The 25,456-nt window shown below is 62.7% G+C and carries 20 protein-coding genes and 1 tRNA gene; 12 read left to right on the plus strand and 9 right to left on the minus strand.

Annotated features, from left to right (window positions below):
* Nucleotide 1: 1 nt before the first annotated feature.
* The 5 genes from exbB (at nt 2) to G522_RS0105140 (ending at nt 4,319) form a co-directional block, all read left to right on the plus strand.
* Nucleotides 2-721 carry a tonB-system energizer ExbB gene (gene exbB / locus G522_RS25680; protein WP_051228335.1) on the plus strand — a complete coding sequence of 240 codons (720 nt, stop codon included), beginning with the start codon at nt 2-4 and terminating at the stop codon, nt 719-721.
* A gap of 50 nt (nt 722-771) precedes the next feature.
* Nucleotides 772-1,197, plus strand: a complete 426-nt coding sequence (gene exbD / locus G522_RS0105125) for a TonB system transport protein ExbD (RefSeq protein ID WP_026790113.1) — start codon at nt 772-774, stop codon at nt 1,195-1,197.
* A 33-nt stretch (nt 1,198-1,230) separates the two neighbouring features.
* On the plus strand, nt 1,231-2,097 hold the full coding sequence (locus G522_RS28840) for a hypothetical protein (RefSeq protein WP_156886822.1): 867 nt from the start codon (nt 1,231-1,233) through the stop codon (nt 2,095-2,097).
* 118 nt (nt 2,098-2,215) lie between these two features.
* A complete protein-coding gene (locus G522_RS0105135) occupies nt 2,216-3,268 on the plus strand; it encodes a YjgN family protein (RefSeq protein ID WP_026790114.1) in 1,053 nt (350 codons plus the stop codon).
* Nucleotides 3,255-4,319 carry a M48 family metallopeptidase gene (locus G522_RS0105140; protein ID WP_026790115.1) on the plus strand — a complete coding sequence of 355 codons (1,065 nt, stop codon included), beginning with the start codon at nt 3,255-3,257 and terminating at the stop codon, nt 4,317-4,319. The genes G522_RS0105135 and G522_RS0105140 overlap by 14 nt, the downstream gene beginning before the upstream one ends.
* Before the next feature lie 69 nt (nt 4,320-4,388).
* Here G522_RS0105140 and G522_RS0105145 read toward each other — a convergent pair.
* From G522_RS0105145 to G522_RS0105155, 3 genes are all read right to left on the minus strand, one after another.
* A tRNA-Cys gene (locus G522_RS0105145) sits at nt 4,389-4,464 on the minus strand.
* Between the two features lie 135 nt (nt 4,465-4,599).
* Nucleotides 4,600-5,826, minus strand: a complete 1,227-nt coding sequence (locus G522_RS0105150) for a CehA/McbA family metallohydrolase (RefSeq protein WP_026790116.1) — start codon at nt 5,824-5,826, stop codon at nt 4,600-4,602.
* A gap of 3 nt (nt 5,827-5,829) precedes the next feature.
* On the minus strand, nt 5,830-8,883 hold the full coding sequence (locus G522_RS0105155; RefSeq protein WP_026790117.1) for an alpha-mannosidase: 3,054 nt from the start codon (nt 8,881-8,883) through the stop codon (nt 5,830-5,832).
* Between the two features lie 60 nt (nt 8,884-8,943).
* Here G522_RS0105155 and G522_RS0105160 point away from each other — a divergent pair, with 60 nt between their 5' ends.
* Nucleotides 8,944-9,978 carry a LacI family DNA-binding transcriptional regulator gene (locus G522_RS0105160; RefSeq protein WP_026790118.1) on the plus strand — a complete coding sequence of 345 codons (1,035 nt, stop codon included), beginning with the start codon at nt 8,944-8,946 and terminating at the stop codon, nt 9,976-9,978.
* On the opposite strand, the gene bglB is transcribed toward G522_RS0105160, so the two are convergent.
* Together bglB and G522_RS0105170 are read right to left on the minus strand one after the other, a co-directional pair.
* Nucleotides 9,941-11,053 carry a beta-galactosidase BglB gene (gene bglB, locus G522_RS0105165; RefSeq protein WP_026790119.1) on the minus strand — a complete coding sequence of 371 codons (1,113 nt, stop codon included), beginning with the start codon at nt 11,051-11,053 and terminating at the stop codon, nt 9,941-9,943. The two genes, G522_RS0105160 and bglB, sit on opposite strands and share 38 nt — an antisense overlap.
* 10 nt (nt 11,054-11,063) lie before the next feature.
* Complete coding sequence (locus G522_RS0105170) at nt 11,064-13,598, minus strand: hypothetical protein (RefSeq protein WP_051228337.1); 2,535 nt, start codon at nt 13,596-13,598, stop codon at nt 11,064-11,066.
* Nucleotides 13,599-14,310: 712 nt separating this feature from the next.
* Here G522_RS0105170 and G522_RS0105175 point away from each other — a divergent pair.
* The 6 genes from G522_RS0105175 to G522_RS25690 all read left to right on the plus strand — a co-directional run bounded on the left by G522_RS0105175 (nt 14,311) and on the right by G522_RS25690 (nt 21,666).
* The gene (locus G522_RS0105175; protein WP_026790121.1) at nt 14,311-16,230 is read left to right on the plus strand and encodes an ABC transporter substrate-binding protein; all 1,920 of its coding nucleotides are present in this window, start codon (nt 14,311-14,313) and stop codon (nt 16,228-16,230) included.
* A gap of 67 nt (nt 16,231-16,297) precedes the next feature.
* Nucleotides 16,298-17,284 (plus strand): ABC transporter permease, encoded by a 987-nt coding sequence (locus G522_RS0105180; RefSeq protein WP_026790122.1) that lies wholly within the window; start codon nt 16,298-16,300, stop codon nt 17,282-17,284.
* A gap of 9 nt (nt 17,285-17,293) precedes the next feature.
* Nucleotides 17,294-18,433, plus strand: coding sequence for an ABC transporter permease (locus tag G522_RS0105185; RefSeq protein WP_051228338.1), 1,140 nt, complete (start codon nt 17,294-17,296; stop codon nt 18,431-18,433).
* An 8-nt stretch (nt 18,434-18,441) separates the two neighbouring features.
* The gene (locus tag G522_RS0105190) at nt 18,442-19,470 is read left to right on the plus strand and encodes an ABC transporter ATP-binding protein (RefSeq protein ID WP_026790124.1); all 1,029 of its coding nucleotides are present in this window, start codon (nt 18,442-18,444) and stop codon (nt 19,468-19,470) included.
* Entirely contained in the window at nt 19,460-20,494 is a 1,035-nt protein-coding gene (locus G522_RS0105195; protein WP_026790125.1) for an ABC transporter ATP-binding protein, read from the plus strand. The genes G522_RS0105190 and G522_RS0105195 overlap by 11 nt, the downstream gene beginning before the upstream one ends.
* Nucleotides 20,494-21,666, plus strand: a complete 1,173-nt coding sequence (locus tag G522_RS25690) for an HAD family hydrolase (protein WP_051228339.1) — start codon at nt 20,494-20,496, stop codon at nt 21,664-21,666. The genes G522_RS0105195 and G522_RS25690 overlap by 1 nt, the downstream gene beginning before the upstream one ends.
* A 9-nt stretch (nt 21,667-21,675) precedes the next feature.
* Here G522_RS25690 and G522_RS0105205 read toward each other — a convergent pair whose 3' ends face one another.
* The 4 genes from G522_RS0105205 to G522_RS0105220 all read right to left on the minus strand — a co-directional run.
* Nucleotides 21,676-22,782 (minus strand): protein-glutamate methylesterase/protein-glutamine glutaminase, encoded by a 1,107-nt coding sequence (locus G522_RS0105205; protein ID WP_026790127.1) that lies wholly within the window; start codon nt 22,780-22,782, stop codon nt 21,676-21,678.
* 288 nt (nt 22,783-23,070) lie between these two features.
* Complete coding sequence (locus G522_RS25695; RefSeq protein ID WP_051228340.1) at nt 23,071-23,928, minus strand: CheR family methyltransferase; 858 nt, start codon at nt 23,926-23,928, stop codon at nt 23,071-23,073.
* A gap of 62 nt (nt 23,929-23,990) precedes the next feature.
* The gene (locus G522_RS0105215; RefSeq protein WP_026789780.1) at nt 23,991-24,482 is read right to left on the minus strand and encodes a chemotaxis protein CheW; all 492 of its coding nucleotides are present in this window, start codon (nt 24,480-24,482) and stop codon (nt 23,991-23,993) included.
* Nucleotides 24,483-24,484: 2 nt separating this feature from the next.
* Nucleotides 24,485-25,456 (minus strand): methyl-accepting chemotaxis protein (locus G522_RS0105220; protein ID WP_026790128.1); only part of this gene is annotated, 972 nt, incomplete at its 5' end.

Raw genomic sequence — 25,456 nt, forward strand, 5'->3', positions numbered from 1 at the left:
GATGAACCCCGAAGCGATCGCCGCCGCCGTTACCCTGCCGCATGATCTGACACCCTTCGGCATGTTCATGGCCGCCGACCTCGTGGTGAAGGCGGTGATGACCGGTCTCATTGCCGCCTCACTGATCACCTGGGTCATCCTGGTCGGCAAGGTACTGGAACTCTCCGCTCTTGGTCGTGCGGCGCGGCGCGGCGTTGCGGTTGTTGCCGCAGAAGCCGGCATCGCCGGTCTGGCGCGTCAGCCTCGTCTGCCTGCGCCGCTTGCTGCCATGCTCGCCGAGATCGGTGAGGAGGTTGCCCAAACGGGCACCGGCAAAGCTCTCGGCGGTCTCGTCGAGCGGGTGCGTTCACGCCTTTCCCGCCTTGAGGCTGCGGCCGGCCGACGAGCGATGGTCGGCACGGGCCTCCTCGCCACCATCGGCTCGACGGCGCCCTTCGTCGGCCTGTTCGGTACCGTCTGGGGTATCATGAACGCCTTCGTCGGCATTTCCGAGAGCCAGACCACCAATCTCGCGGTGGTGGCGCCGGGCATCGCTGAAGCGCTTCTGGCAACTGCGACCGGCCTCGTTGCCGCCATTCCGGCGGTGGTGGTCTACAACCACCTCGCCCGCCGCACGGCAGCATTCCGCGCCGAAATGACCGACCTCTCCGAAGGGCTCATCCGCACGCTGTCGCGCGATCTCGAAACCGGCCGGCTCGACGTCGGCTCCCTCAACCGATGACGAGGCACCCGGCTGGGTGTGCCCCGTCCGGTGTCCCAAGGAGGCCTGCCATGGCTGCCCGACTCGACGATGGTTCCGATCTTGCCGAGAACCACGAAATCAACGTGACGCCGTTCATCGATGTGATGCTGGTGCTGCTCATCATCTTCATGGTGGCGGCGCCGCTGGCCACCGTCGATGTGCCGGTCGATCTTCCCGGTTCGACAGCGGCGGCGACTCCACGACCGGAAAAGCCCCTCTTCGTGACCGTCGGCAGCGATCTTTCGATCAGCGTCGGCGAGGAGAAGGTGGAGTGGAATGCGCTGGCCAGCCGCCTCGACGCGGCGACCGGCGGCGACAAGGGCGAGCGCATCTTTCTGAGAGCCGACAAGACCGTGGCCTACGGCGATCTTGCGGCGGCGATGAACCTGCTGAGGTCGGCCGGCTATCTCAAGGTGGCGCTGGTGGGTATCGAGCAGGCCGCCACGGGCAGCTAATCACTGGCCGGAATAACAGATCGAACCAACCGAATGGATATGAGTTCCCCACCGATAACCGGGCTTCTGTCGTGGCGGTCCGGCCTGATGCGCTGGTCGCTGGCCGGTGCGTTTGGTCTGGCGCTGCATGGGGCAGCGCTCTGGTGGCTGGTTCCCGCCACCAATCCGGCCGCGGCAGTGGCGGCGCCGGAGGCGATGGTGATGATCGATCTGCCACCCGAACCGGAGTTGCCGCCGCTTGAGAGCGTCGAACAGGCGGCTGTCGAGGAAGTGGAGCAGGTTCCGCCTGAGGAAGTGGTCGCACAACCGCCCGAGCCGGAACTCGCGGAAGCACTGCCAAAACCGGAGGAGATGCCACCTGACGAGCCGGTGGAGGAACTCGCCAATATTCTGCCTGAGCCGGTGGAACCGCCGCTTTCAGAGCCGGAGGTGCTGCCACCGTCGGAGGTCGCCGTCCCGCTGCCGCCCATTCCGCCGCCGGAGATGATCGAGACCACTGAGGTGAAGTCCAAACCCGAGCCTAGGAAACCCGACCGCAAGAGGCCTCCGCTAAAGAAACCGACCGAGGCCCAGCCGACACCACCGGCCGATGCGCAAGCCGCCGGTGCTGGCGCGGGACGAGAGGTGGTTGACGCGCTCGCAGCCTACCGCAGCTCCGTCCGGCGGGCGATCGTCGGCAACCGCCGGGCGAGCGATGCCGATGGCGCGATCGGCCGGGCAACGGTGTCGCTGTCGATCGGCCGCGATGGTTCGATCATCGGCCTCTCGGTCGGTGGTGGCCCCGCCGTCGCTGCGGCTGCCGAACGCCTCATTCGTCGCGTCGGCAGCTTCCCGCCTGTTCCGCAGGCTCTCGACGCGCCATTCAGTGTCACCGTCCCCATCGAGTTCAAAGCCGAGTAAGGGCGAACCCGGTGATGTTTATAACGTTAAGGTTGAAATAAGCTTCTGGTTGTTTCCTGTTGTCCCGGGGAATTGGGGTGGAGCATCTTGCCGCCCGAGCACCGGGGGATTCTGAATTATGGCTTTGGTCGACACGCCGTCGATGGCGGCGGAGCGTTTCGAGCGCGCTTCCTTCAACGGCAGCGCTACCGAGTATTTCGGCATCTGGATCGTCAATATCCTGCTGACCATCCTGACGCTTGGCATCTACTCCGCTTGGGCCAAGGTGCGCCGCAAGCGCTACTTTTACGGCAATACCGTTCTTCTCGACCGGGCGTTCGAGTATCACGCCAAGGGCAGCCAAATCTTCATTGGCCGCCTGATCGTCATCGGTGCGCTTGTCGTCATCAACGTGCTCGGCGTCATCCATCCGCTCTTTTCTCTGGTGAGCTGGCTGGCGATCGTGATCGGGCTTCCCTGGCTCATCAGGCGCAGCCTGCGCTTCAATGCCCGGGTGACCAGCTATCGCAATGTCAGGTTCGATTTCGTCGGATCGACTGGCGGCGCCTTCGTGGCCGTGACGCTGGGTGGCATGGTTGCTTTCCTCTCCCTCGGCTTTCTCGCGCCCCTGGCAAGCCGCTGGCTGTGGCGCTACATGCTCAACAATCTCCGCTATGGCGACCGGGCTTTCAGCGTCAATCTGCGCCTCGGTGCACTTTATCGCGCCTGGCTGCTGCCCGCCCTGATGTTCGTTCTGGGAGGTATTATCTTCGTAGCCCTCTTCATGCTTGTGAGTCCGCAGGTTGGCGGTGCCGTGACGGGATTGAACGTCGTTATGTCGTTTTTTCCGTTTCTTCTGCTTCTCGTCTATGGCTTGATTGGTCTCGTTTATCGGACGGGCGTGCGCAACGTCGCTCTATCGGCGGCGCTGCTGGATGGCCGCCATGAGTTGCTGAGCGATATTCCCCGGCTGCAGTACGCCTGGATTATTATCTCCAATGTCTTGGTGACCATTCTAACGTGCGGCCTTATGCGCCCATGGGCCGCGGTCCGCACGGCGCGCTTCACGAACGAGCACACCGGTATCCGCACCCACGGCGATCTGGGCGAAATCTTCTCCGAGATCGAGGCGAGCGGTTCGGCGATCTCCGCCGAGTACATCGATATGGAAGGCTTCGATTTTGGCTTCTGAGGAATCGATCGCTGTCGGCGAGTGGTATCAGCCCAACTCCAGCCGTTCGATTCCGGCCCGACTTCGGGAGGACGGAGACGGGCTGGCAGTTGCCGCCGGGGATTCGATCCTTGCCATGGCGGTTTGGGAGAAAATCGAGGTCAGCCCACGGGTCGGCTCGATCCCGCGCCGGTTGACTTTCCCGGATGGCTCCGTCTTCGAAACACGTGACAATGATGGTATCGACGTCTGGCTTCGCCAGCACAAGGGAGTGCGCACCGGCTTCATCCATGGCCTGGAAGCCTTTCGTCCTCGGCTCGTCGCCTTTGCGGTCGCCGTCATCCTATTCGCCGGTTTGATCTATCGGTTTGCCGTTCCCGCGCTGGTCGAGGTAGCGGTCTTGGTGACGCCGTCCTTTGTGCCGGAAATGATCGGCTCGGGTGTGCTGGCTTCCCTCGACCGGACCGTGCTCAGCCCTTCGCACCTGCCCGAGGAGAAGAAGCAGGCGATCGAAGCTGGCTTTGAAAGGCTTGCCGCCGTATCTGAAGGTGGCAAAGGCGGCTATAAGCTTGAGTTCCGCGACGGGGGACCGATCGGGCCGAATGCCTTCGCTCTGCCGGACGGCAGCCTCATCGTCACCGACGATCTGGTGAAGCTTGCCGACGGCGATCAGGAAATGGTCCTGAGCGTGCTCGGTCATGAGATCGGCCATGTCGAACACCAGCATAGTCTCCGGCAACTCTATCGATCCGCTGGTATAGTTGGTCTGACCCTGCTGATCGCCGGCGATGTCGGTTCCGCGGTGCAGGACATCCTGACGCAGGGCGGTGCCATTCTTGCCCTCAGCTACTCGCGCGACGCCGAAGCGGAGGCCGACCGGCGATCGGTCGAGATCATGCGGGCGGCCGGTTACGACGCTACCGCTCTCGCGCGATTCTTCACGCGCCTCGAAGCGGTGACCGGCGACCATAGCGAGACGAGTATGCTCTCGACCCACCCCGGCACGCCGGCGCGGCGGCAAGACGTCATCGACTATGCTCATGAGCTGGAAAGCCGCACGCCGGCAAAATAGCGTCCCGCCGGCCACGTGATTTGACCTGTATGGCGGGGCAGTGCTGGACGATATCGCTTGAAAGTAAGTTGGAGGCCCCGCCCTGGATTTGAACCGAGGGGTATCAGGATTTGCAGTCCTGCGCGTAGCTCTCCGCCACGGGGCCATATAGGACGGCTTATACCGCCTTCGCGTATATTATTAGTTAAATACCGTAGATATTTAACCTGACTCAATGGTCTCACTTATACAGACAGGCGCCACGGCGAGCATGGGGCGTCTTTGATCGCGTCGAACATGATCATTCGCCATAGATCGGGTTGGTGAACAGCTTGGGGGTTTCGCCGTGCCAGACCTCAAAACGGACGAACCGGCCGTCGAGCTGGCTCTCCAAGGTTTGATGCCCTGACACTGCCGGCTCCTGCTGAACCACGCCGCGTTCGGTGACAACGCGAATTTCGTCGCCCTTCACCAGACCATCGAAGCGAACGGCGATCGAGCTTCCCGCCGGAGAGCCATTGCCGAACATCGGCAGGCCGGCATCGGCAGGTTCGGCGGTGAGATCGTCGGCGGAGAAGGCAACGACGTTATGCCCAGCCCGCACAGCCGCGAGGAGATCGGCCATCGTCCGCGCTTCCGAGAACAGTCGGTTGGATGGACGGCCATGCCGGCGACGGTTTTTCTGATGGAAGTCGCTGCCACCGGTGGCCGGGATGCGTTTCCCGGCCACCAGGAGCTCTTGCCAGAAAGCCAACGCGTCGACGTTGTGCGGTGCCCAGTTGCCGTTCCAGATCTCCAGCGCGTCGAAGGGCACGTCGAAGCCGGCCTGCCATTTGCCGCCGGCCGAACGCTGGAAGGGATGATTGATGACGATGGTGGCGCCGTTGGCTTTCGCCTCGATCATCTTCTCGCCAACCTCGGCCGGCGTACGGCAGCGCCAGTCGGCCACCGGCTGCACCAGACCATGGAAGTTGGTATGCCCCCAGTAGGTGGTCAGCTCCATGGCGGGAAACACCAGGATGGCTGGGTCATCCGGCCGGATGATGTTCTGGGAGATGGTGTTGTGATCGGTGATCGACACGAAGTCGAGCCCGGCTTGACGGGCCCGATAGATGGCGTCGAGCACGGTGACGCCGCCGTCGGAGTGTTCGCTGTGACTGTGCAGTTCGCCAACGAACCAGCGCGCCCGGCGCTCGATCAAGCGCACGCTGACATCGACCCGTGCGCCTTCGGCCACCTTGACGATGCCGAGCACCACGTGCCAGTCGCCGGGGAGCGAACCGGCGTCATAGCCGGGCGTGGCAGAGTCACCCTCAACCGTCACATGTCCGCGCTCCGACCCCGACCAACCCCGCATGCGCCCGTTGCGGGCGAGCCCGAGATCAATCACCGAACCGGACGTGAAGGCATAAGATACTTCGATCCGCTCGATGGTTTCCGGAACCGTGAACGGCAGTTCGACGAAGGATTTGTCGCCGCCGGGAAAGTCGGTGACCGTGAAGTCGAAATGGGTACCGGCAAAGGCCATCGGTCAGGCTCCGAGCTTGAGGGTTTTGATTTCGAAGGGCTGGAAGGCGAGCGTCAGCCGACCGCCAATCACCGGCAATGCCGTTGGGTCACGCTCGAGCAGATCGACGGCGGCAGCCGAGGCGAGGGGCGTCGTCAGGACCATCTCGGCGCGACGGCCGCGCGTCTCGTAGAGGCGGACGACAATGCCGTTGTCGTTCTCGGCCTTCTTCACCGCTGCGATCTCGATCCCATCGCCTTGAATTGTAAACGGCGGTTCGACGTCGGCCGGAGCGCCCGGCTGGTCCATTCGGCCCAACCAGCGTAAAGGCATGTTGAAATCCTCGGAAGCCTCGACGATACGGCCGCCATCGACGGCAAAACCGCGATGCGGCATCAGCGCCAGGCGGAAGCGATGCTCGCCCTGGTCGGCGTCCGGCCACGGATAGACGGGCGACTTGAGCAGGGTAATACGCAGCCGGTTGCCGCGCGCGTCGTAGCCATATTTGCAGTCATTGAGCACGGCGAGACCGGCGTCGCCATCGGACAGGTCGACCCAGCGATGCATCAGCGTTTCGAAGCGCGCCTGATCCCAACTGGTGTTGGCGTGGGTTGGCCGGCGAACGTGGCCGAAGTGCACTTCGGCGCGGCTTTCATCGGCTGCGACATTCACCGGCACGGCGAGCTTCAGCAAGGTCTTATGCTCGTGCCAGTCGATGAACACATCGAGCTCCACGCGGTCGGAGCGGGTGGCCAGCGACACCACCTCGATGATACGCGAGGCTTCGTAGCGCCACTCGAAACGGATGGCCGCACGATAGGGACCGGTCTCCACCACCTCGGCCCGCACGAGGTGGTCTACCTCCCAGGTCTTGTCCTCGAAATGGGCGTCGATATTCCAGGCGTCGAATTCGACCGGTATGTCTTGATGGGCGACGATGCGGTTGGCGACCTCGCCGGCCGGGATGAGTTCCCGGTTCGACCGTTTGTCGAAAAGCGAGGTGATCCGCCCCTTGTCATCGAACCGAACGCGCAGGAGGGCATTTTCGAGCAGGTCGGCTTTAGCAGCGGGCGCATCTGTGACGGTCCCCTCGGAAGGCCGGCCGACGCCAACACTATTGCCGGCGATGGCAGCCACCGGCAAAAGCCATTCGCTCGTCCCATCGGCGCGATGGATCAGCTGCGCTCCTGGGCGCTGCGGTCCCGTGAGAAGACCACCGCGCGGGCGGTGAGAGGCGTTGAGGATCAGAGAGCCACCCGAGAACACTGCGGCAAGACGGGCCTCAAGATCATCAGCCAATGCAGTGAAGGCGGCAAAATCGATGTCCGCATCATCGTAGACACCGCCGACCGATGATCCCGGCAGGATGTCGTGGAACTGGTTGAGCAGCACGATCCGCCAAAGCTGATCGATTTCATCTGCCGGATAGCGGACACCGGCGCGCATGGCGAGGACGGCGAGCAGCTCGATTTCGCGGAGACGGATTTCTGCCCTGCGATTGTCGCGCTTCACCTTGCCGACCGAGGTCAGCGTGCCCCGGTGGCATTCGAAATAGAGTTCCCCCACCCAGGTTGGGAAGCTGCCGGGCTCCCTCACCATCCGCTCGGCGAGGTCATGAAAGTACGGGCCGAGTGCGCTCTGTTTCACTCTGGGTGCGCCGGGAATGCCGCGCTCGAAACGCCTGATGGTCTCGACCATTTCGCGCGTTGGTCCGCCGCCACCGTCACCATGGCCATAGATCATGAACAGCTCGGACTGCCGCGCCTTGCCGGCGTGGCGCTTCCACGTGCCAAGCACGTGGGATGCCCTGAGATTGGCGCAATAGGTGGTTTCAAAGCCGTCGTATTCGTAGGTCTGGGTCGTGACGAAGCTGGCGGGCACCTTGCTACCGTCGATCCCCTGCCAGAAGAAGGTATCGAAGGGCATGCGGTTGGTGTCGTTCCAGCTCAGCTTGTGGGTGACGAAAGTTTCGACACCCGAGAGCTTCATCAGCTGTGGCAGCGAGGCGCCGTAACCGAAGGTGTCGGGCAGCCAAAGGAGGCGCGGACGAATGCCGAAGGTCGCCTCGTGATAGCGCACGCCGCGAACGATCTGGCGGACCAGCGACTCGCCGGAAACGAGGTTGACGTCGGGCTCCAGCCAAAGGGCGCCTTCGATCTCGAATTGCCCGGCTTTTACCTTGTCCTGGATGCGCGCCATCAGCGCCGGATGGTCCTCGGCCAGCCAGTCGAACAGCAGGCACTGATTGTACATGAAGCGATAGTCTGGATACTCGTCGAGCAAAGCCAGCGCCGTCGCCATCGACCGGCTCATCTTGCGGCGCGTCTCGCGCGTTCGCCACAGCCAGGCAACGTCGATGTGGGTATGGCCGGCGGCAACGATGGTCGGCATCGCCGGGTCACCGGCCAGCGCATAGATGCGGTCGGCTTCGCTGGCCGCCGCGGCGAGACTGTCGCAAAAGCGGGCCGGATTGCCCGGCCTGAGGTCGAGCGCGAGCAGGGCTGCCTCGGCATGATTGAGGATCGCCAGCGCTCGTGCGTCGTCGGGCTTCAGCAGGCGTGCCACGTCGACCGGAACCTTCAGATCGAAATAGAGTGCTTCGGCTGCCTGATCGTGGATGGCGAGGCCTAGCTTGAAACCGAGCTGCCGTCGATCCTCGATGGTGCCGGCCTCGATGGTTATGCGATAGTGATCGCCGGGGTGGGCGGAGGGGGACAGCAGGACATAGCGATGGTTGCCGTCGACCGCCTGGACGATCCGGCCGTCGATCCGGACCAGACACTGCGGGTCGCTTCGCCCCATGGTGTCGCCGAAGGCAGCGTCAACGAAGAATACCAAGCGGCGGCCGGCCGCCTCGTCTGGCACGACGACATCGCCAGCGAACCAGAAATAGCTCTCCGGCTCACCCCAGACGAGGTCGGGATGAACGGACTGCCAGTCGACGAAGCAATCGACCTCGTCGATCAGTTCGTCCGGTTGCGCGCGCCGGAACTGCAAGAGAATTTCGCCGGAAAGGCGAACAAAAATATTTTCTGAAAGCTCCCGCAGAAGACGATCAATTTTCGGCAATCGCTTCATTTATTGCTCCGGGATGCGTTTGAAATTATACAAGTACGGAACCGAGAGAGGATCCGCTAAATGAAGGCCGGCATCAAGGAAATCGCCCAGCAGGCGGGCGTTGCCATCAGCACGGTGTCGCATGTTCTGAACGGAACCGCGCCGTTCAGCAAGGACGTGCGCGAAAGGGTGATTCGGGCAGCCCGCCAGCTCGGTTACCTGGAAAAGCGCCGGGTGCGTGCCACCATTTCGGCACTGTCGGATCTGCTGCTTGCCATCCCGGAAGATGCCACGCCACAGATCGACACCAACCTGTTCACGGTGGCCATTCTCAACAGCCTGCGCCAGGAATGCGACCGCCGGTCCATCCGGGTGATCCCCGTCGTCGGCATCGGGCGGACAGTCCAGATTGCCGCCATCCGCGAAACGCTGCGCACCGAGACGCCCCAGGGCCTGGTTCTGTTCACCGATGACCGGCCCGACCTGTTGCAGGCGATCGGCGGCCTCAATGTCGCGGCCGTGCTGGTCAACGGCGAAGACCCCTCGATGTCGGTCGACACCGTGGTGCCCGCCAACCGCTTTGCCGCTCTGGAGGCGACGCGCCATCTGTTGCAGCTCGGTCACCGTCATGTCCTTCACATGACCTGGGACGGCCGACAGACCATCCGCCATCGCCGGGACGGCTTTCTCGACGCTTTCAGGGAGTTGGGCCTGCCGGTCCCCGAGGATGCGATCATTACCGCCGCCAGCTTCGAGCCAGAACATGCCGAAGCCGAGGTTGACCGTCTGCTCGACCGCGATGGCGGCCTCCGCGGCGCAACCGCCATCTTCTGCGCCTCCGACAATCTGGCGCTCGGTGCCCTGCGCGCTTTCGAGCGGCGCGGCGTCAAGGTGCCGGATGATGTTTCGATCATCGGCTTTGACGACATCATGCTGGGCGAACTATCCCGTCCGCCGCTGACCACCGTGCATGTACCGCTGGACCAGTTCGGTCCGATGGCCCTCAATCTCATCGAACAGCACATCCTCGCCAACAATCCGGCCCGGGCGGCCCTGAAGGTGGAAATCGGCTGCCGGCTCATTCAGCGGGCGACGGTACGGCCGCTTTCCGGCTGACGGCGCCCTTACCTTTCAAGATTTCGACCAGCAGCAGCATTACCAGCGCCTGCCCATAGGGCGCGGCGACGTTGCCGATCCTGAGATAGTGTTCGAGATCGTGTCCCATGGCGGTACCGTCCGACACTTCGCGAACGATACCGGCCGCATCGATGCGTTGCAGCACGGCGGCTATGGCGCGATCACAAGCGGTCTGCAGCTCCTCGCCGATCAGTCCGAGGTCGATGCCGCGCAGCATGCCATAGGCAAAGCCGGCTGTTGCCGAGGTCTCGATCGGCGACGCTGGATCGACGAGCAATGTCGTCCACATGCCGTCTGGTCGCTGCAGGGCGGCGAGCGCTTCGACCTGCGCCACGTAGAGACGCTTCAAATAACGGGCGGCCGGCTCGGGCACGTCCTCGATCAGCTCGAACAATTCGGGAATGGCCACGGTGATCCAGGCGTTGCCGCGTCCCCAGAAGGCCCGGGCGAAATTGTGCCGACCGTTGAAAGTCCAACCATGATACCAAAGTCTCGAAACCGGATCGGCCAGATAGCGGGCGTGGACCAGGAATTGATAGATGGCCTCGTCAATCCAGTCCTGGCGGCCGAATTCCTGCCCGGCACGGGCGAGGAACAGGCAGGCCATGAACAGCGTGTCGTCCCAGAGTTCGCCCTCGTTGAGCCGCTCCTTGACCACGTGCTGAAAGCCACCATCTTCGGTCTTGGGCAGGGATGTCACCAGCCAGTCCGCCCAGTCCTCCACTAGGTTGCGGAAGGCTGGCCGATCGACGTGGCCGAGCAACATGACCAGCGGCAGCATCGGCGCGGTCGAGTTGATCTGGCGGGGCGGCAGCCCCCGACCTATCTGCCAGTCGAACCAATCGACGAGCGCGTCGATCCCCGCCTTGTCCCCGTTGAGGATGGCTTGCTTGTAGAAGCCGTAGAGGCCGACGCCCACTTCCCAATCCCATTCGTCGAACTGGATTTTCACCTTGCCGTCGACGGGGGCGAGGCCCTCGCCGATCCCCTTCAGGCGGCAAAGCCCCAACGCGACCATTTGAAGCGTCTCGGCAATTTTCTCACTGGCAGGCATGGTCGGTCTTTCAGGCGGAAAGGAACGGGGAAAGGCTGGAAATCTCGGGCCTAGCGCTGTGGAAGGTCAGCGTCGGTGCTGGCGTGAGATGGCTGAACGGCTTCGGCTTGCCGCCTAGGCTGAGCCCGTCGACATAGGAAAGGGCCAGCCGTGGGCGATCAGGTAAACTCAGGTCGAGCCGGAGAGTTTCGGCATCGAACGCAACGTCGGCCATGGCGATGCGAGCCTTTAGCTCGGCAAAACTCTTGCCGATCGCCACGATCCAGCCATTGCGTCGGCCGTCCGAGCGAACCTCGTGACCGGTCGTCGGACCGCTGTCGATCGGGCGGAGGCCGTTGGCAGCGAACATTGCCGCGGCGCCCTTGCCGGAGCGGACCAGCAGCCAATCGCCCAGGCGCTCGATCTCATCCATGCCTTCGCGACCGAAATAGCCGTGCGTCCAGCCAATGCGGTCGTCGCCGAGGTCGAAGAGGAGCATGGATACGTCGAGCAGTTGGCCGACGCGCGGCAACACGCCGTTGCCAGCCCAGAAGGACGGCCGGTGGCTGCCGGATGGATCTTCTTCGCCAGGGTGGTTGACGAACAACCGCGCCAACGGATGGCCGGACAGCTGGACATCGACAACATGCTGCTGATGTCCGTGGCGTCCAGTGTGATGATCGACCACCGATGACAACTGTGCATCACGCGTCCGGTAGACCACCAGCTTGGCGGTGTGGTCGAGGCCCTGGGTATAGCGGGCTTCCAGCGAATGTTCCTCGCCGGGATCGGCAAACGCCATGGCGCTGGCCGGTGGCCGGTAATCGCTGGCCGCCAGCATCGGCGGCGCGGTAACGCCGTGATTGAGCCAGCCCGTGCCAAAGGCGATGCGGACGATCGACACCAGTTCGGTCAGCGGTCCGCCGAGCAGTTCCTTGTTGTAGGCGCGCCCCTGGGATCCGCCCGGCACGCCGGCCGTGGTATGCAGCGCCACCATCTGGCAGATGCGATCGAGCATACCGACGGCACGCGTCTTGAGTGGCGCGTCCGCCATGTGCTGAAGGCCCAGAAGGCCGATGAAATCGATCGGGTAATAGGCCGAGGAGTTCCACTCGGCGAGACCTTCGCGCTCGATCGAGTCGAACCAGCGCGCCAGCTTCTCGGCGCCTTCCCGTTCCTGGTCGCGCCCGCTGCGGCACGAGTTGGCAAAGATCTCGTCAGGGAAGAGGCGTCCCGCCACGTGTTGCGCCACATGGAAGCAGAGCACGTGGTTCTCGCTCCAGAACCACATGGCATCATTGCCGGGTTCGTCCACCCAATAGCGATAGCCGAGAATGGCGGTCTTCACTGCTTGGCGCAGGTCTTCGGGCAACCGGTCGCGGTAGTCGCGCCAGATCCACAGCAGCGGCACCATCCAGAAGTCGGAACAGTCCTCGCGATGGACAATGAAATCGAGGCTGCGTTCGAGAATGGTCCGCAGCACCGGCAGGTCGACTTCGCCCGAATGCAGCATGGCCAGAGCGCGGCCCACCAGAAGTTCGCCATGTGCGGCGAACCAGCGCGACGCCTCAGCCTTGCGCTCGGCCAGGCCGGAAAGGGGCGGGCGCGGCGTGAGCGAGGAGAGGAACGCGCCCTCGATCACCTTTTCGACCACCGCGCCGCCCACTTCGAACTGGACCACGACGCGATACATGCCGTCGGTGATCGTTCCGGCTGGGCAAACCTCCAGGCGCTGCTCGCCGGCGGCGAGGCGAAGCTGGCGATCCAGCACCACATGCCGTTCGTGCACGTGATTGCCTATGGCGATGCGCACCGGAACATCGCGGTCGGCTGTCTTGTCGAATATCAAGGCAAAGGGGCGATCGATGTTGAGCCCGAACTCCGGCCGCAGGCTGGCGGCAAGGTGCTGAACGGTCTCGATCTCGGGAGCGGCGACGTCGATCGGCAAGCGCGCAATGATCGGCACGTCGTCAAGGCGGATCAGCTCGAAGAACCAGTCGGTATCGCGTTCGGCCAGATCCTCGGTGAACACCACGATCTGGTTGTGGCCGGCTTTGAGCGGCAGCCGAATGTCCACGCTTTCTGAACGATTGCGGCGGAAGGGCTCAAATCGCGCCGCCTCAATCCCATTGACGAACAGGCGGACGCCGCCGTTGGTGGTCAGGTGAAAGGCGGCCTCGGTTGCCTTGGGCGTGTCGAGAATGGTCCCGGCCCAGCGCGAAAGATGGGTCGGACGGTACCAGAACTCCGAGAAGTCGATGCGCGAGCCGGCGCCGGGAAGGCGCAGATGGCTGATTGGCCAGCCGTCGTCGAAGGCAACATCGCGGCCGATCACGGTGGCGCGGAAAGCCTTCCGACAGGGCAGATCGCCGACGCCGACGAACCCATTGACGAAGCGATAGTTCTGCGGGTCGGCGAGCAACCCTGGCTCCCCCAGGAAGGGGCTCTCGCAGATCGGCGACAGCACCCAGAGATCGATGGTCCCGCCCAGGGCGACTGGACGCGCATAGGCATCAGCAGCCGATACGGCATTCTGATAGCAAATATTGAATTTTTTTTCCGACATAGCGTCTCTTCTTTGGCCTGCCCCGAAGAAATGCCGAACGCCCTTGCAGAGATCGATGGAATTGGATCTGGTGTCAAGCCTGCACCAAAGACGGAGCATCACGGACGAGAGTTCTGGTCGAAGTTGAACTTTTTCGACAAACCTGCTGCTTCTAGATGCGCGAGGATGGCGAAGACAACGGAGAGGGTGTAATTGCGGGGTTCTTGTGGAGAAATGGCAACCGAAACAATGTTAAAAAAATAAAATATAATCAATAGTTTATTAGATAATCCCTGGTGGGATATTAACTTGTGCTAAAACGCCAAAGCCTTCTTTCGGTATGCAATCTTTAATAGATTTATATAAGAGACGCCTATCTAAGGTAATGGAAACGTGCGTGGATATCGGTACCAAAGTCGGTGAAAATAAAAATCTTTTTATATTGCTTGATGGCAAGGGCCACCACATACTGCGCTTCATACACGGGACACAAAGGCAGCCGCACAAAATAGAACGGCGCATAGTTCCGGCCGAGGCATGTGATGTAGACTTGAAAAATTTCAAGTCACAAAATGCCGGAGGCGGCCGGATGGGATGGAGAGGTTCAGACTTTCGATTGGTGCCCTCATGGGAGGGTGTCGGTCGCCATGAAAGAGCGCCTGTGGCCGATGGCTGCGGGCGGCGTGAACCGTAGGCGTATCAAGCCAAACGTAACGTGAAGAGGAGAACCCGCATGTCTTTCAGCCTTCCGCTTTTCCGCCACGCCACCGGGGGAGCGCTCGCATCGCTTCTTCTCCTCGGTGTGGCGTCGTCCGCGCTGGCCTTCAATCAGTCGCCGATGCTCGATGATCTCGTTAAGGCGGGTAAGCTGCCGCCGGTCGATCAGCGTCTGCCGGAAAAGCCGCCGGTCATCGACGTGTTCAGCGAGGTCGGGACTTATGGCGGCACGCTGCATCGTGCCTATAAGGGCATCGGCGACCGCTGGGGCACGACCAAGCTGATGGAGGAGCGGGTCGTCAAGTTCATGCAGGATGTCGATGGCAAGACCGTGCTGAAGCCACGCTTCATCGAGTCCTACACCGTCAATGACAACTCCACCGAATTCACCTTCAAGCTGCTGAAGGGGCTCCGCTGGTCGGACGGCGAACCGGTCACCACCGACGACGTACGCTTCTGGTATGAGGACGTCTTCCTCAATACCGAGCTGACGCCCAATATTCCCTCGACGCTGATGGCCGATGGCAAGCCGCTGGTCGTGACCATCAAGGACGCCCAGACCTTCACCGTTACCTTCGCCAAGCCTTACGCGCTGTTCCCCGAGATCGTCGCCAAGGACGGCACCGGCAAGCCGGGTCTCGACCGCACCTCCTTCCTGGTGCCGGCCCACTACATGAAGAAATATCACCCGAAGTACGTGAGCGCCGACGAGCTCGCCAAGATCGCCACCGACAAGGGTGTCAAGACCTGGGTCGACCTCTGGGGTGAAAAGGGTCCGATCCAATCCTGGTGGCTCAACCCGGATTATCCGGTGATCACCGCCTATCGCATGGTGACGCCGCCGCCGGCCGATACCATCGTGATGGAGCGCAACCCCTATTACTGGGCGGTCGACAAGGCCGGTAACCAGCTGCCCTACATCGACAAGATCGAAAGCAAGGTGTTCCAGGACCAGCAGGCGATGAACCTGATGATCGTCCAGGGTCAAATCGACATGCAGTCGCGCTTCGTGCCGTCGACCGACTTCCCGCTCTACAAGCAGAATGAGGCCAAAGGCGGCTATAAGGTCGAGGTGTCCAAGGGCGGCGAGAATGTCGCGGTGATGCCCAATATCGCCAGCGCCGATCCGATCAAGAACAAGCTGTTCAACGATCCGAAATTCCGCGAGGCGCTCAGCATCGCTGTCGATCGAGACGCGATCAACGAAGTGGTCTACTCGGGCCTCGACACGCCGCGTCAAGCCGCGCCCGTCTCTGCCTCACCCTTCTTCGACAAGGAGTTCGCCGAGAAGTGGGTGAAGCACGACAAGAAGAAGGCCAACGCTCTTCTAGATGAAATCGGCCTGACCAAGAAGGATGGCAAGTTCCGCCTGGGTCCGGACGGCAAGCGCCTGTCGTTTACGCTGGAAGCGGTGCAGGACGACCTGCCGGTGCAGACGCTCGAATTGCTGCGCAAGAACTGGGAATCCGTCGGCATCGAAATCCTGATCCGTATCGAGCAGGAAGACATGGCGACGCAGAAGTTCAAGAACGGCGATTTCGACCTGTTCTACACCTATGCCGACCGCATGCTGCAGGTGTCGGCCGACCCGACGCTGGCTCTCGGCCACGAGTCCTATGCCGAGAATTACTACAAGTGGTGGAACACCAAGGGCGCCGATGGCGTCGAGCCGCCGAAGGACCATCCGATCCGCAAGGTCTGGGCGGATTGGGAAGCGGCCGCCAGCGCGCCGACCCTCGATGAGGCGCACAAGCACGTCCAGGACATGATCACCGACCTCAAGGAACAGGTCTACATGATCGGTCTGGTCGGCGAGGGTGCCGCTCCGGTGATCGTCAACGCCAAGCTCGGGAACTTCCCGAAGGGCTTCACCAACGAGGAAGTGCTGCGCAACGAAGGCAACTTCCAGCCTGCCCAGCTCTACTTCAAGAAGTGATAAACATCGGGGGAGGGCGGTGACGCCCTTCCCCATCCTTATTCCTGCCGACGGAGCCTGATGGACGATGCTGGCCTACCTGATGAAACGGCTGTTCTGGTCCATTCCCATGCTGATCGCCGTGTCGATCGTGGCCTTCATCATCATCCAGTTGCCGCCGGGTGACTATGCGACGGCCTACGTCGCGGAGCTGCGCCACCAGGGCGACACCGTCGACCCGCTGATGGAGCAGGAAATCCGCGTGCATTTCGGCCTCGATCAGCCGATCTACGTCCAGTACTGGTGGTGGATCTCCGGCATCGTGCTGCATGGCGATTTCGGTCAGTCGCTCGATTACAACATGCCGGTGTCCAATCTGATCTGGACGCGGCTCGGCCTGACGCTTGCCATATCCATCAGCTCGCTGCTGCTCACCTGGCTGATCGCCATCCCAATCGGCGTCTATTCGGCAACGCGGCAATATTCCGTGCTCGACTACGTCTTCACCGTTTTTGGCTTCATCGGGCGCGGCTTTCCTGAGTTCCTTACGGCTCTTGTGCTGATGTGGCTCGCCTATTCCTGGCTCAACATGGATGTCGGCGGTCTGATGAGCCCGGGCATGGAGCAACAGCCTTGGTCGTTTGCCAAGGCGATCGACGTTGCCAGCCACATCTGGGTGCCGCTGGTCGTGCTGGCGACCGCCGGTACGGCCGGCCTGATCCGCGTCGTGCGTGCCAACATGCTCGACGAGCTCAACAAGCCCTATGTCGAGACGGCCTATGCCCAGGGCCTCAGCGAACGGCGCGTCGTCTGGGGCTATCCGGTGCGCGTCGCGCTCAATCCCTTCATCTCCACCATCGGCTGGGCGCTGCCGTCGCTGATCTCGGGCGACGTCATCACCGCCGTGGTCCTCAATCTGCCGACCACCGGTCCGCTGTTGCTCAGGGCGCTCAAGAACCAGGACATGTATCTCGCCGGCAGCTTCATTCTCATCCTCAGCGTCTTCACCATCATTGGCACGCTGATCTCCGACATATTGCTCGCGCTGTCCGACCCGCGTGTGCGCCGAGGCTGAGGAACCGGCATGACCGATACGACCCTGATCAACCCGACGCCCGTCGACACCAACGACGCCAAGGAGGCGCTCTACCGCGCCACGCCACGCCAGCTGATGTGGTGGCGTTTCCGCAAGCACAAGCTGGCTGTCATCTCGCTCTGCGTGCTCGTCTTCGCCTACCTGACGATCGCATTCGCCGAATTTACCGCGCCCTACGATCCTTACGAAATCACCGAGATGGCGACCATGCAGCCGCCGCAGCCGGTGCATCTGTTCGACGAGGACTGGAATTTCCAGGGGCCGTTCGTTTATGGCCTCAAGCGCACGCGCGACCTCGAAACGGCGGCGGTGATTTACACGGTCGACACTGACGAGATCGTGCCGCTGCGCTTCTTTGTCGAAGGGCCTGAATATCTGTTCTGGGGCCTGATCCCCGGTTCGATCCACCTGTTCGGCGCCGAGGACCCCGATGCGCGCATTTACCTGCTCGGAACCGATACGCTCGGGCGCGACCTGTTGTCCCGCCTGATCCACGGCGGCCGGACGACACTGACCATCGGCATCCTCGGCGTGTTCTTCTCTTTCCTGATCGGCATCACCTTGGGATCCATCTCCGGCTATTACGGCGGCCGGACCGACGGGGCGATCCAGCGCCTGATGGAGTTCATTCGTTCGATCCCCACCATTCCCCTGTGGATGGGTCTGGCGGCGGCGCTGCCGGTGGAATGGGATCCACTGTTCGTCTACTTCCTGATTACCATCCTGCTGTCGCTGATCTCCTGGACGCATCTTGCCCGCACGGTGCGCGGCTCCTTCCTGTCGCTGCGCGGCGAGGATTATGTGCTGGCCGCCCGTTTGCTCGGTGCGTCCGAAAAGCGGATCATCATCAAGCACATGCTGCCGGCCATGACCTCCTACATCATCGCGGCGGTGACGCTGTCGGTGCCGGAGATGATCCTCGGCGAAACCGCCCTGTCGTTCCTCGGCCTCGGCCTCAGGCCGCCGGTGGTCTCATGGGGCGTGCTGCTGCAAGAGGCGCAGAGCCTGCGCGTCATCGTGCAGGCGCCCTGGCTGCTGCTGCCAGGCTTGGCGATCGTCATTATCGTTCTGAGCTTCAATTTCCTCGGTGACGGTCTGCGCGACGCTGCCGACCCGTACGGCCGGTGAGCATGCTGATGACTGAAGACACTCCTCTCGTAGAAATCACCGACCTCGGCGTCGAGTTTCGCTTGCGCGAAGGCGTTGTGCGGGCCGTCGACGGCGTCTCGCTGCATGTCCGCAAGGGCGAAGTGCTCGGCATTGTCGGCGAAAGCGGTTCGGGCAAGTCGATCTCCGTCCGCTCGATCATGCAGCTTCTACCGAAAACGGCGGTGCTGTCGCGGGGCAGCGTTCTGTTCCGTCCGCCCGGCGGCGGCGAGATCGACATCGCCAAGCTCGATCGCAAGGGCAGGGACATCCGCTCTTTGCGTGGCCGTCACATCGGCATGATCTTCCAGGAACCGATGACGGCGCTGTCGCCGGTGCACACCATCGGACATCAGGTGATGACGCCGATCCGTCTCCATCTCGGCCTCGCCAAGAAGGCGGCGCGTGACCGGGCGCGCGAACTCCTGCAGCTCGTGCAGATGCCGCGCCCCGACCAGATGCTCGACGCCTATCCGCACGAACTGTCGGGTGGCATGCGCCAGCGGGCGATGATCGCCATCGCGCTCGCCTGCAACCCAAGCCTGTTGATCGCCGATGAGCCGACGACGGCGCTCGACGTGACGACCGAAGCGCAGATCCTCGACCTCCTGAAGTCGCTGCAAGAGCGGCTTGGCATGGCGATCATCTTCATCACCCACAACTTCGGCGTGGTCGCCGACATCGCCGACCGCATCGCCGTGATGTACATGGGGCGCGTCGTCGAAAGCGGCCCGGTGGATGACATCTTCGAAAGCCCTCAGCATCCCTACACGCGGGCGCTGATGGCCTCCGTCCCTCGTCTTGGCGCCGAGCGTCGGCGGCGACTGACCACCATTCCCGGCATGGTGCCGGACCCCTTCGAACTGCCTAGGGGGTGCTCCTTCCACACCCGCTGTTCCGAGATGGTGGAAGGCGTCTGTGATCGGCTCGACGCGCCGCTCATCGATCTTTCGGGTGGCCGCAATGTCCGCTGCCATCTTCACTCTCAGAACCAGACCGGAGGACCGAATGCCGGTTGAGCCGCTCAATTCCGAGACCCTGTTCGCGGTCACAGGTCTCAGCAAGCATTTCGGCGGCGCTGCCAAGGGCTGGCTCCAGAAGGAAAAGCCGGCGGTCAAGGCCGTCAACGACGTGAGCTTTACCATTGCGAGAGGAGAGACTTTCGGCCTGGTCGGCGAAAGCGGCTCAGGAAAGTCGACCGTCGCCCGGCTGATGCTGCGTGCCTATGACGTCACGGCCGGCTCCATCCGCTTCCGGCGCAGCGACGGCAACACCGTCGAGCTGGCCTCGGCTGGCAAGGCCGAGCTTCAGGCGCTCAGGCGCCAGATGCAGATGATCTTCCAGGATCCCTATTCGTCGCTCAATCCGCGTATGACCCTCCTGGAACTGGTCGGCGAACCGCTATTGATCCACGGGGTTGCCAGCGGATCCGAACTCGAAGACAGGGTCGCCGAACTTCTGAGACTAGTCGGCCTCCGTCCCGAATTCCGTGGTCGCTATCCGCACGCCTTTTCCGGCGGCCAGCGCCAGCGCATCGGCATTGCCCGCGCGCTCGCTCTCAATCCAGCCTTCATTGCCGCTGACGAGGCCGTGTCGGCGCTCGATGTGTCGGTCGCGGCTCAGAACATCAACCTGATGCAGGATCTGCAGGAACAGTTCGGCCTCACCTATCTGTTCATCACCCACGATCTCTCGATGGTGCAGCATATCTCCAACCGCATCGGCGTCATGTATGTCGGTCGGTTGATGGAAGTGTCTGCCACCGAACCGATGTTCGCCGAGCCGCTGCATCCCTATACCGAAGCCCTGCTGTCGGCGGTGCCGCAGCCGGACCCCAAGCGCAACCGCGGCCGCAAGCGCATCATGCTGAAGGGTGAGATTCCCGATGCATCCAACCCGCCCAAGGGCTGCGCCTTCCACCCGCGCTGTCCCTACGCCAAGGATATTTGCAAGGCTGAGGAGCCGGAACTGCGCGAGGCCAAACCCGGCCGTTTCTCCCGCTGTCATTTTGCCGGCGAACTATCCCTGACCGGGGCCTACTAATGGACGTTCTGGAAAAGCTGGCCGTTGATCATCGGCCGGTTCTCAAATGCTGCCGGACGGAGCCCTATCCGCCGAGCCGGCTCGGCTGGTCCGTGGCAACCCAGCCGGTGCGATCTCCTTCCTCGGCGTTCGATCTGATTCCACGCGGTGGGGCGGTGATCGAATATGTCGTCTGGTGCGACTGGGATATCGGTCATCTCTACGACCTCGAACATGTCTGGGTGCACGTCGATGCTGGCGGAAGCGTTGTCGCCGTCGAAGGATCGCAGCATGGCCGGCGCGTCGATCTGACGGACTGTGCCGTCGAGGCTGGTCGGCCCGTTGTCTATCTGGAACCAGGCAAGCATGCCGTCTGGTCGAGCCCGAAGTCTATGGCACCGGAGTTTTCCCGCATCGTCGCTCAATGCGGACCGTTTGCCGGCAATGACGGCGTGCATGTCGACAATCCCTTCGGCGATCGCGGCGAGATTGCAGCTACGCCGTTCGAGCATCGTCTGGCAAGGCTCAAGCTCAAGCGGGACGCCTTTCGTCCGGCCTTCGACTTTTCGCCTGATGAGATCGCGGTGCCGCTGGTGTCCTGGGCGGAACTCGCTGCCTGGATTCCGGGCCATGTTCGCTCTCTGGTCGCCGGTCTCCGTAACAGTGTGCCGCATATAGAGGCTGTTTTCCTCGACTGCGGCGATACGCTGGCCGACGAGGGGACCGAGGTGAAGGATGAGGCGACGGAGATCGTCTCTTCGGCCGATCTCATTCCAGGCGCTGAAAACCTGACGCGGCGGCTCATCGCCCGTGGCTATCGGCTGGCGCTGGTTGCCGACGGGCCGCGCGAGACCTTTCTCAATATCCTCGGTCAGCACGGTCTCTGGAACCACTTTGAGGCGCATGTGATCTCAGGCGACCTCGGCGTCGCCAAGCCGCACCGTCGCATGTTCGAAACGGCACTCGCGGCACTGGGGATCCCCGCTCAGGCGGCTAGCCGCGTCGTCATGGTCGGCAACAATCTCGAACGCGATATCAAGGGTGCCAATGAGACGGGCTTGATCAGTGTCTTCCTGCGCTGGTCGACCCGGCGGACGCATGTGCCGAAGGACGCTTCAGAAAAGCCTCGCTTTGCCATCGACTACATCGAGGACCTGCCGGACCTCCTGGAGCGGATCGAGCTAGCCCTTTAGCGCAACTGGTCATCGCCTCGCTTGCTGCAGCATGATGTGCGGGGCGATGTCTTCGAGTGACAGCACGGTATCGACGCCGCCGCGAGCGATCGCTTCCTTCGGCATGCCGAACACCACGCAGCTCTCCTCGTCCTGTGCGACCGTGTAGGCGCCGGCTTCCTTCATTTCGAGCATGCCGCGGGCGCCGTCGTCGCCCATGCCGGTCATGATGACGCCGATGGCATTGGGGCCGGCTGCACGGGCAGTTGAGCGGAACAGAACGTCGACCGACGGCCGGTGGCGCGATACCAGCGGGCCGTCCTTGACAGTCACATGGTAGCGCGCGCCGTGCCGTTCGAGCAGCAGATGACGGCCGCCGGGTGCAATCAGCACATGGCCGCGCAACACCGGATCGCCGTCCTCAGCCTCCTTGACGCTCACTTGGCACAGCCCATCGAGCCGCTTGGCAAAGGCGGCGGTAAAGTGTTCCGGCATGTGCTGCACGATGACGACGCCGGGGGCATTGGCCGGCAGTGCGACGAGAAATTCGCGTAGGGCTTCGGTACCGCCCGTCGACGCGCCGACGGCGACAATGATTTCGGTGGTCTTGGCCATGGCGCCGGCGTGCCCGGCGGGTGGCAGCATGGCATCGGCCGTGAGCTTGGGTGCAGGGACTTTCATGCTTGGCGCTGCCGTCGTCGTTGTTTTGGGGCGCCGCGGCCCCAGGCGGGCGCGGGCCGCGCTCTTCACCGTGTCGCAGATCAGCATGGCCTGTTCGGCAAGGTGGTCGGCAGCGGCGATCTTCGGTTTCAAAATGACGTCGACCGCCCCGGCTTCCAGGGTCTGCATCAGCGTTTCCGAGCCTTCCTCGATCAAGGACGAGCACATCACCACAGGAATGGGGTGCTGGGCCATCAGCTTCCTGAGGAAGGTAATGCCGTCCATGCGCGGCATCTCGACATCGAGCGTTATGACGTCGGGCACATCGTCCCGGAGGCGCTTGGCCGCCACGAAAGGATCGGAAGCGACACCGATCACCTCGATCTCGGGATCATTGCTGAGGATGGCGGCGAGCGTCTGTCTGACCGAAGCGGAATCGTCGACGATGAGGACGCGGACGCGTTTCTGGCTGGGCAATATGATTTCGCTCCAGAAAGCGGGCGGTGGGTAGCTCGCGGCGGTCCCTGTTCCGCCGGGCCACATTCGACCCACTTGGCCTAGCATGGTGGCGATCGAAGCGGCAAGTCAGCTTTGGACGGGCTAGTGGAGCGAATTTGACATTTGAGTTCCACCCGACATAGAGCGCCAGATCAAATGTCAAATTCAGAAGCTCCACTAGAACCAATAACTTGCTAGTGGTTCTTTTGACTCCGACATTTGCTCCCAAGCTCGTATCAGGCGGAGGCAAATGTCGGAGTCGAACCACTAGACTCTCTGGAAAATCGTATTGGCGACCGTGCGGACCGGCAGGTTAAAGCCGGTGATCGATTCCGAATGGCCGATGAACAGATATCCCCCAGGTGCCAGGCAATCACATAGGCGCCCCAATACCTTCGCCTGCGTCGGCTTGTCGAAGTAGATGAGGACGTTGCGGCAGAAGATGATGTCTACCGGCTCACCGATCGGGTAGGCATCGTCCATGAAGTTGAGGCGCGCGAAGCCCACCTTGGAACGAAGAGCCGACGAAACGCGTAGCAGGTTGCTGCTTGGGTCGCTGGAACGGCGAACGAACCGCTGCATGTAATCGTCGGGAACTGGGGCGAGCATGCCCGAGGGATAAATGCCCTTACGCGCGGCGGCGAGAACGTCCGTGGACAGGTCGGTCGCCAGAATGAAATAGTCGAGTGGTCGGGACTGTCCGGCGAAATCGGCCATAATCATGGCCAAGGTATAGGGCTCGGCACCTACTGAACAGGCCGCACTCCAGAGTCGAAGCGAGGTGCGGCCGTTCCGCACCAGGTTCGGCAGCGCGTATTTCTGCAAATATTCGAAGTGCTTGGGCTCGCGGAAAAAATCCGTCTTGTTGGTCGTCACCGCGTCGATGAGCGCGACTGCCTCCATCTCAAGGCCGCCGTTGTCGAAGAGATAGGCGCAATAGGCATCGAGAGAGGCAAAGCCGGTTGCACGCAGCCGGCGGCGGAGTCGCCCTTCCAGCATGGTCTGCTTGCCGGGCGGCATCTTGATGCCACTGTAGCTGTTGACGAAAGCCGACAACCGGCGAAAATTCTTCGCGCTGAGCTGGTCGACCGAACGGTCGTATTGGTTGGCCTGGACGGACGACAAATTCGGCCCTCATACATGATTGGATAGGGTCGGAGGCCCGGCGTACTTGACGCCGGGCTTTTTCAGGCGGCTTTGGTCTTATCCTTGCCGCCGAGGGCTGCGATGTCCTTGGCGGTCAGCAGCCTTGCGAGGTCGATGACGACGACGAAGCCCTGATCGCGGCGGACGACACCGTCAATATAGTCGGAGTTCCAGTGGATGCCGATGTCGGGCGCCGCCTCCATCTGCTCGCCCCGGAAGGCGACCACTTCGAACACCCGGTCGGCAACCAGGCCCAGTGACAGCTGGCGGTCACCGAGCGTGATGTCGACCACCAGCACCCGGGTGTGCGGCGTCGGCACGGTGCGGCTGAGGCCGAGCTTCAGCCGGAGATCGATCACCGGCACGCCCTGGCCACGCACGTCGCGCAGGCCGATCAGGTAGTCCGGGCCGTTGGGGATGCGGAAGGCGTCCTCATGATCGAGGATCTCCCGCACCACGGCGACGGGGACCGCGAACACCTCGCTGCCGAGGGCAAAGGTGACGTATTGGGTCTCCGAGGGACGAGCCGTCATGGTCAGGCGCTTTCGCGGAAGTCGGCGTCGTCATCGTCAGGGCCACCCATGTCGAGGTCGAGCGCGAAGCCGCGTACCGCCTCCTGCTGGGCCTTGACGGTCTGACGCAGCATCTTGCCGGAGCCGGTGATCTTCGGCGCGACAGTCGGCTGCGGACGACGTGTGGCGGTCTGGCTGGCAGCCGGTTTGGCGGCCTTGCCGGGCGCCTTGCGCTGGGCAGTCTTGGTGTCAATGTTGTCGACGCGGAAGAAGGCGATCGAGGCCTGCAGTTCCTCGGCCTGGGCAGCCAGCTCTTCCGAGGTGGCCGACATCTCTTCGGAGGCGCCGGCGTTCTGCTGCGTCACCTTGTCGAGCTGCTGGATCGCCTGGTTGATCTGGGCGGCGCCGATGTCCTGCTCGCGGCAGGCCGCGGAGATCTCCGACACCAGTTCGGCGGTCTTGCGGATGTCCGGCACCAGGCGGTTGAGCATGTCACCGGCCTGCTGGGCAGAGGCAACCGTGTCGACCGACATCTGCGAGATCTCGGTGGCGGCGGCCTGCGAGCGCTCGGCAAGCTTCCTGACTTCCGAGGCGACGACGGCAAAGCCGCGACCATGCTCGCCGGCACGGGCCGCTTCGACGGCGGCGTTCAGGGCCAGAAGGTCGGTCTGGCGGGCGATCTCCTGGACGATGCCGATCTTCTCGGCGATGGTCTGCATGGCGGCGACGGCCTGAGTGACGGCCTGACCGGAGGTCTCGGCGTCCTTGGCCGACTGACGGGCAATCTTCTCGGTCTGAGCGGCGTTGTCGGCGTTCTGCTTGATGTTGGAGGCCATCTCCTCCATCGACGAGGAGGCTTCCTCGGCCGACGAGGCCTGCTCGGTGGCACCCTGGGCGATCTGCTCGGAGGCCGACGACAGCTGCTGGCTGCCGGCCGACACGTTGTCGGAGGCAACGAGAGCATCCGCGACAACAGACCGAAGACGCTCCACCAT

The sequence above is a fragment of the Pleomorphomonas oryzae DSM 16300 genome (assembly GCF_000422965.1).
Taxonomy (GTDB): Bacteria; Pseudomonadota; Alphaproteobacteria; order Rhizobiales; family Pleomorphomonadaceae; genus Pleomorphomonas; species Pleomorphomonas oryzae.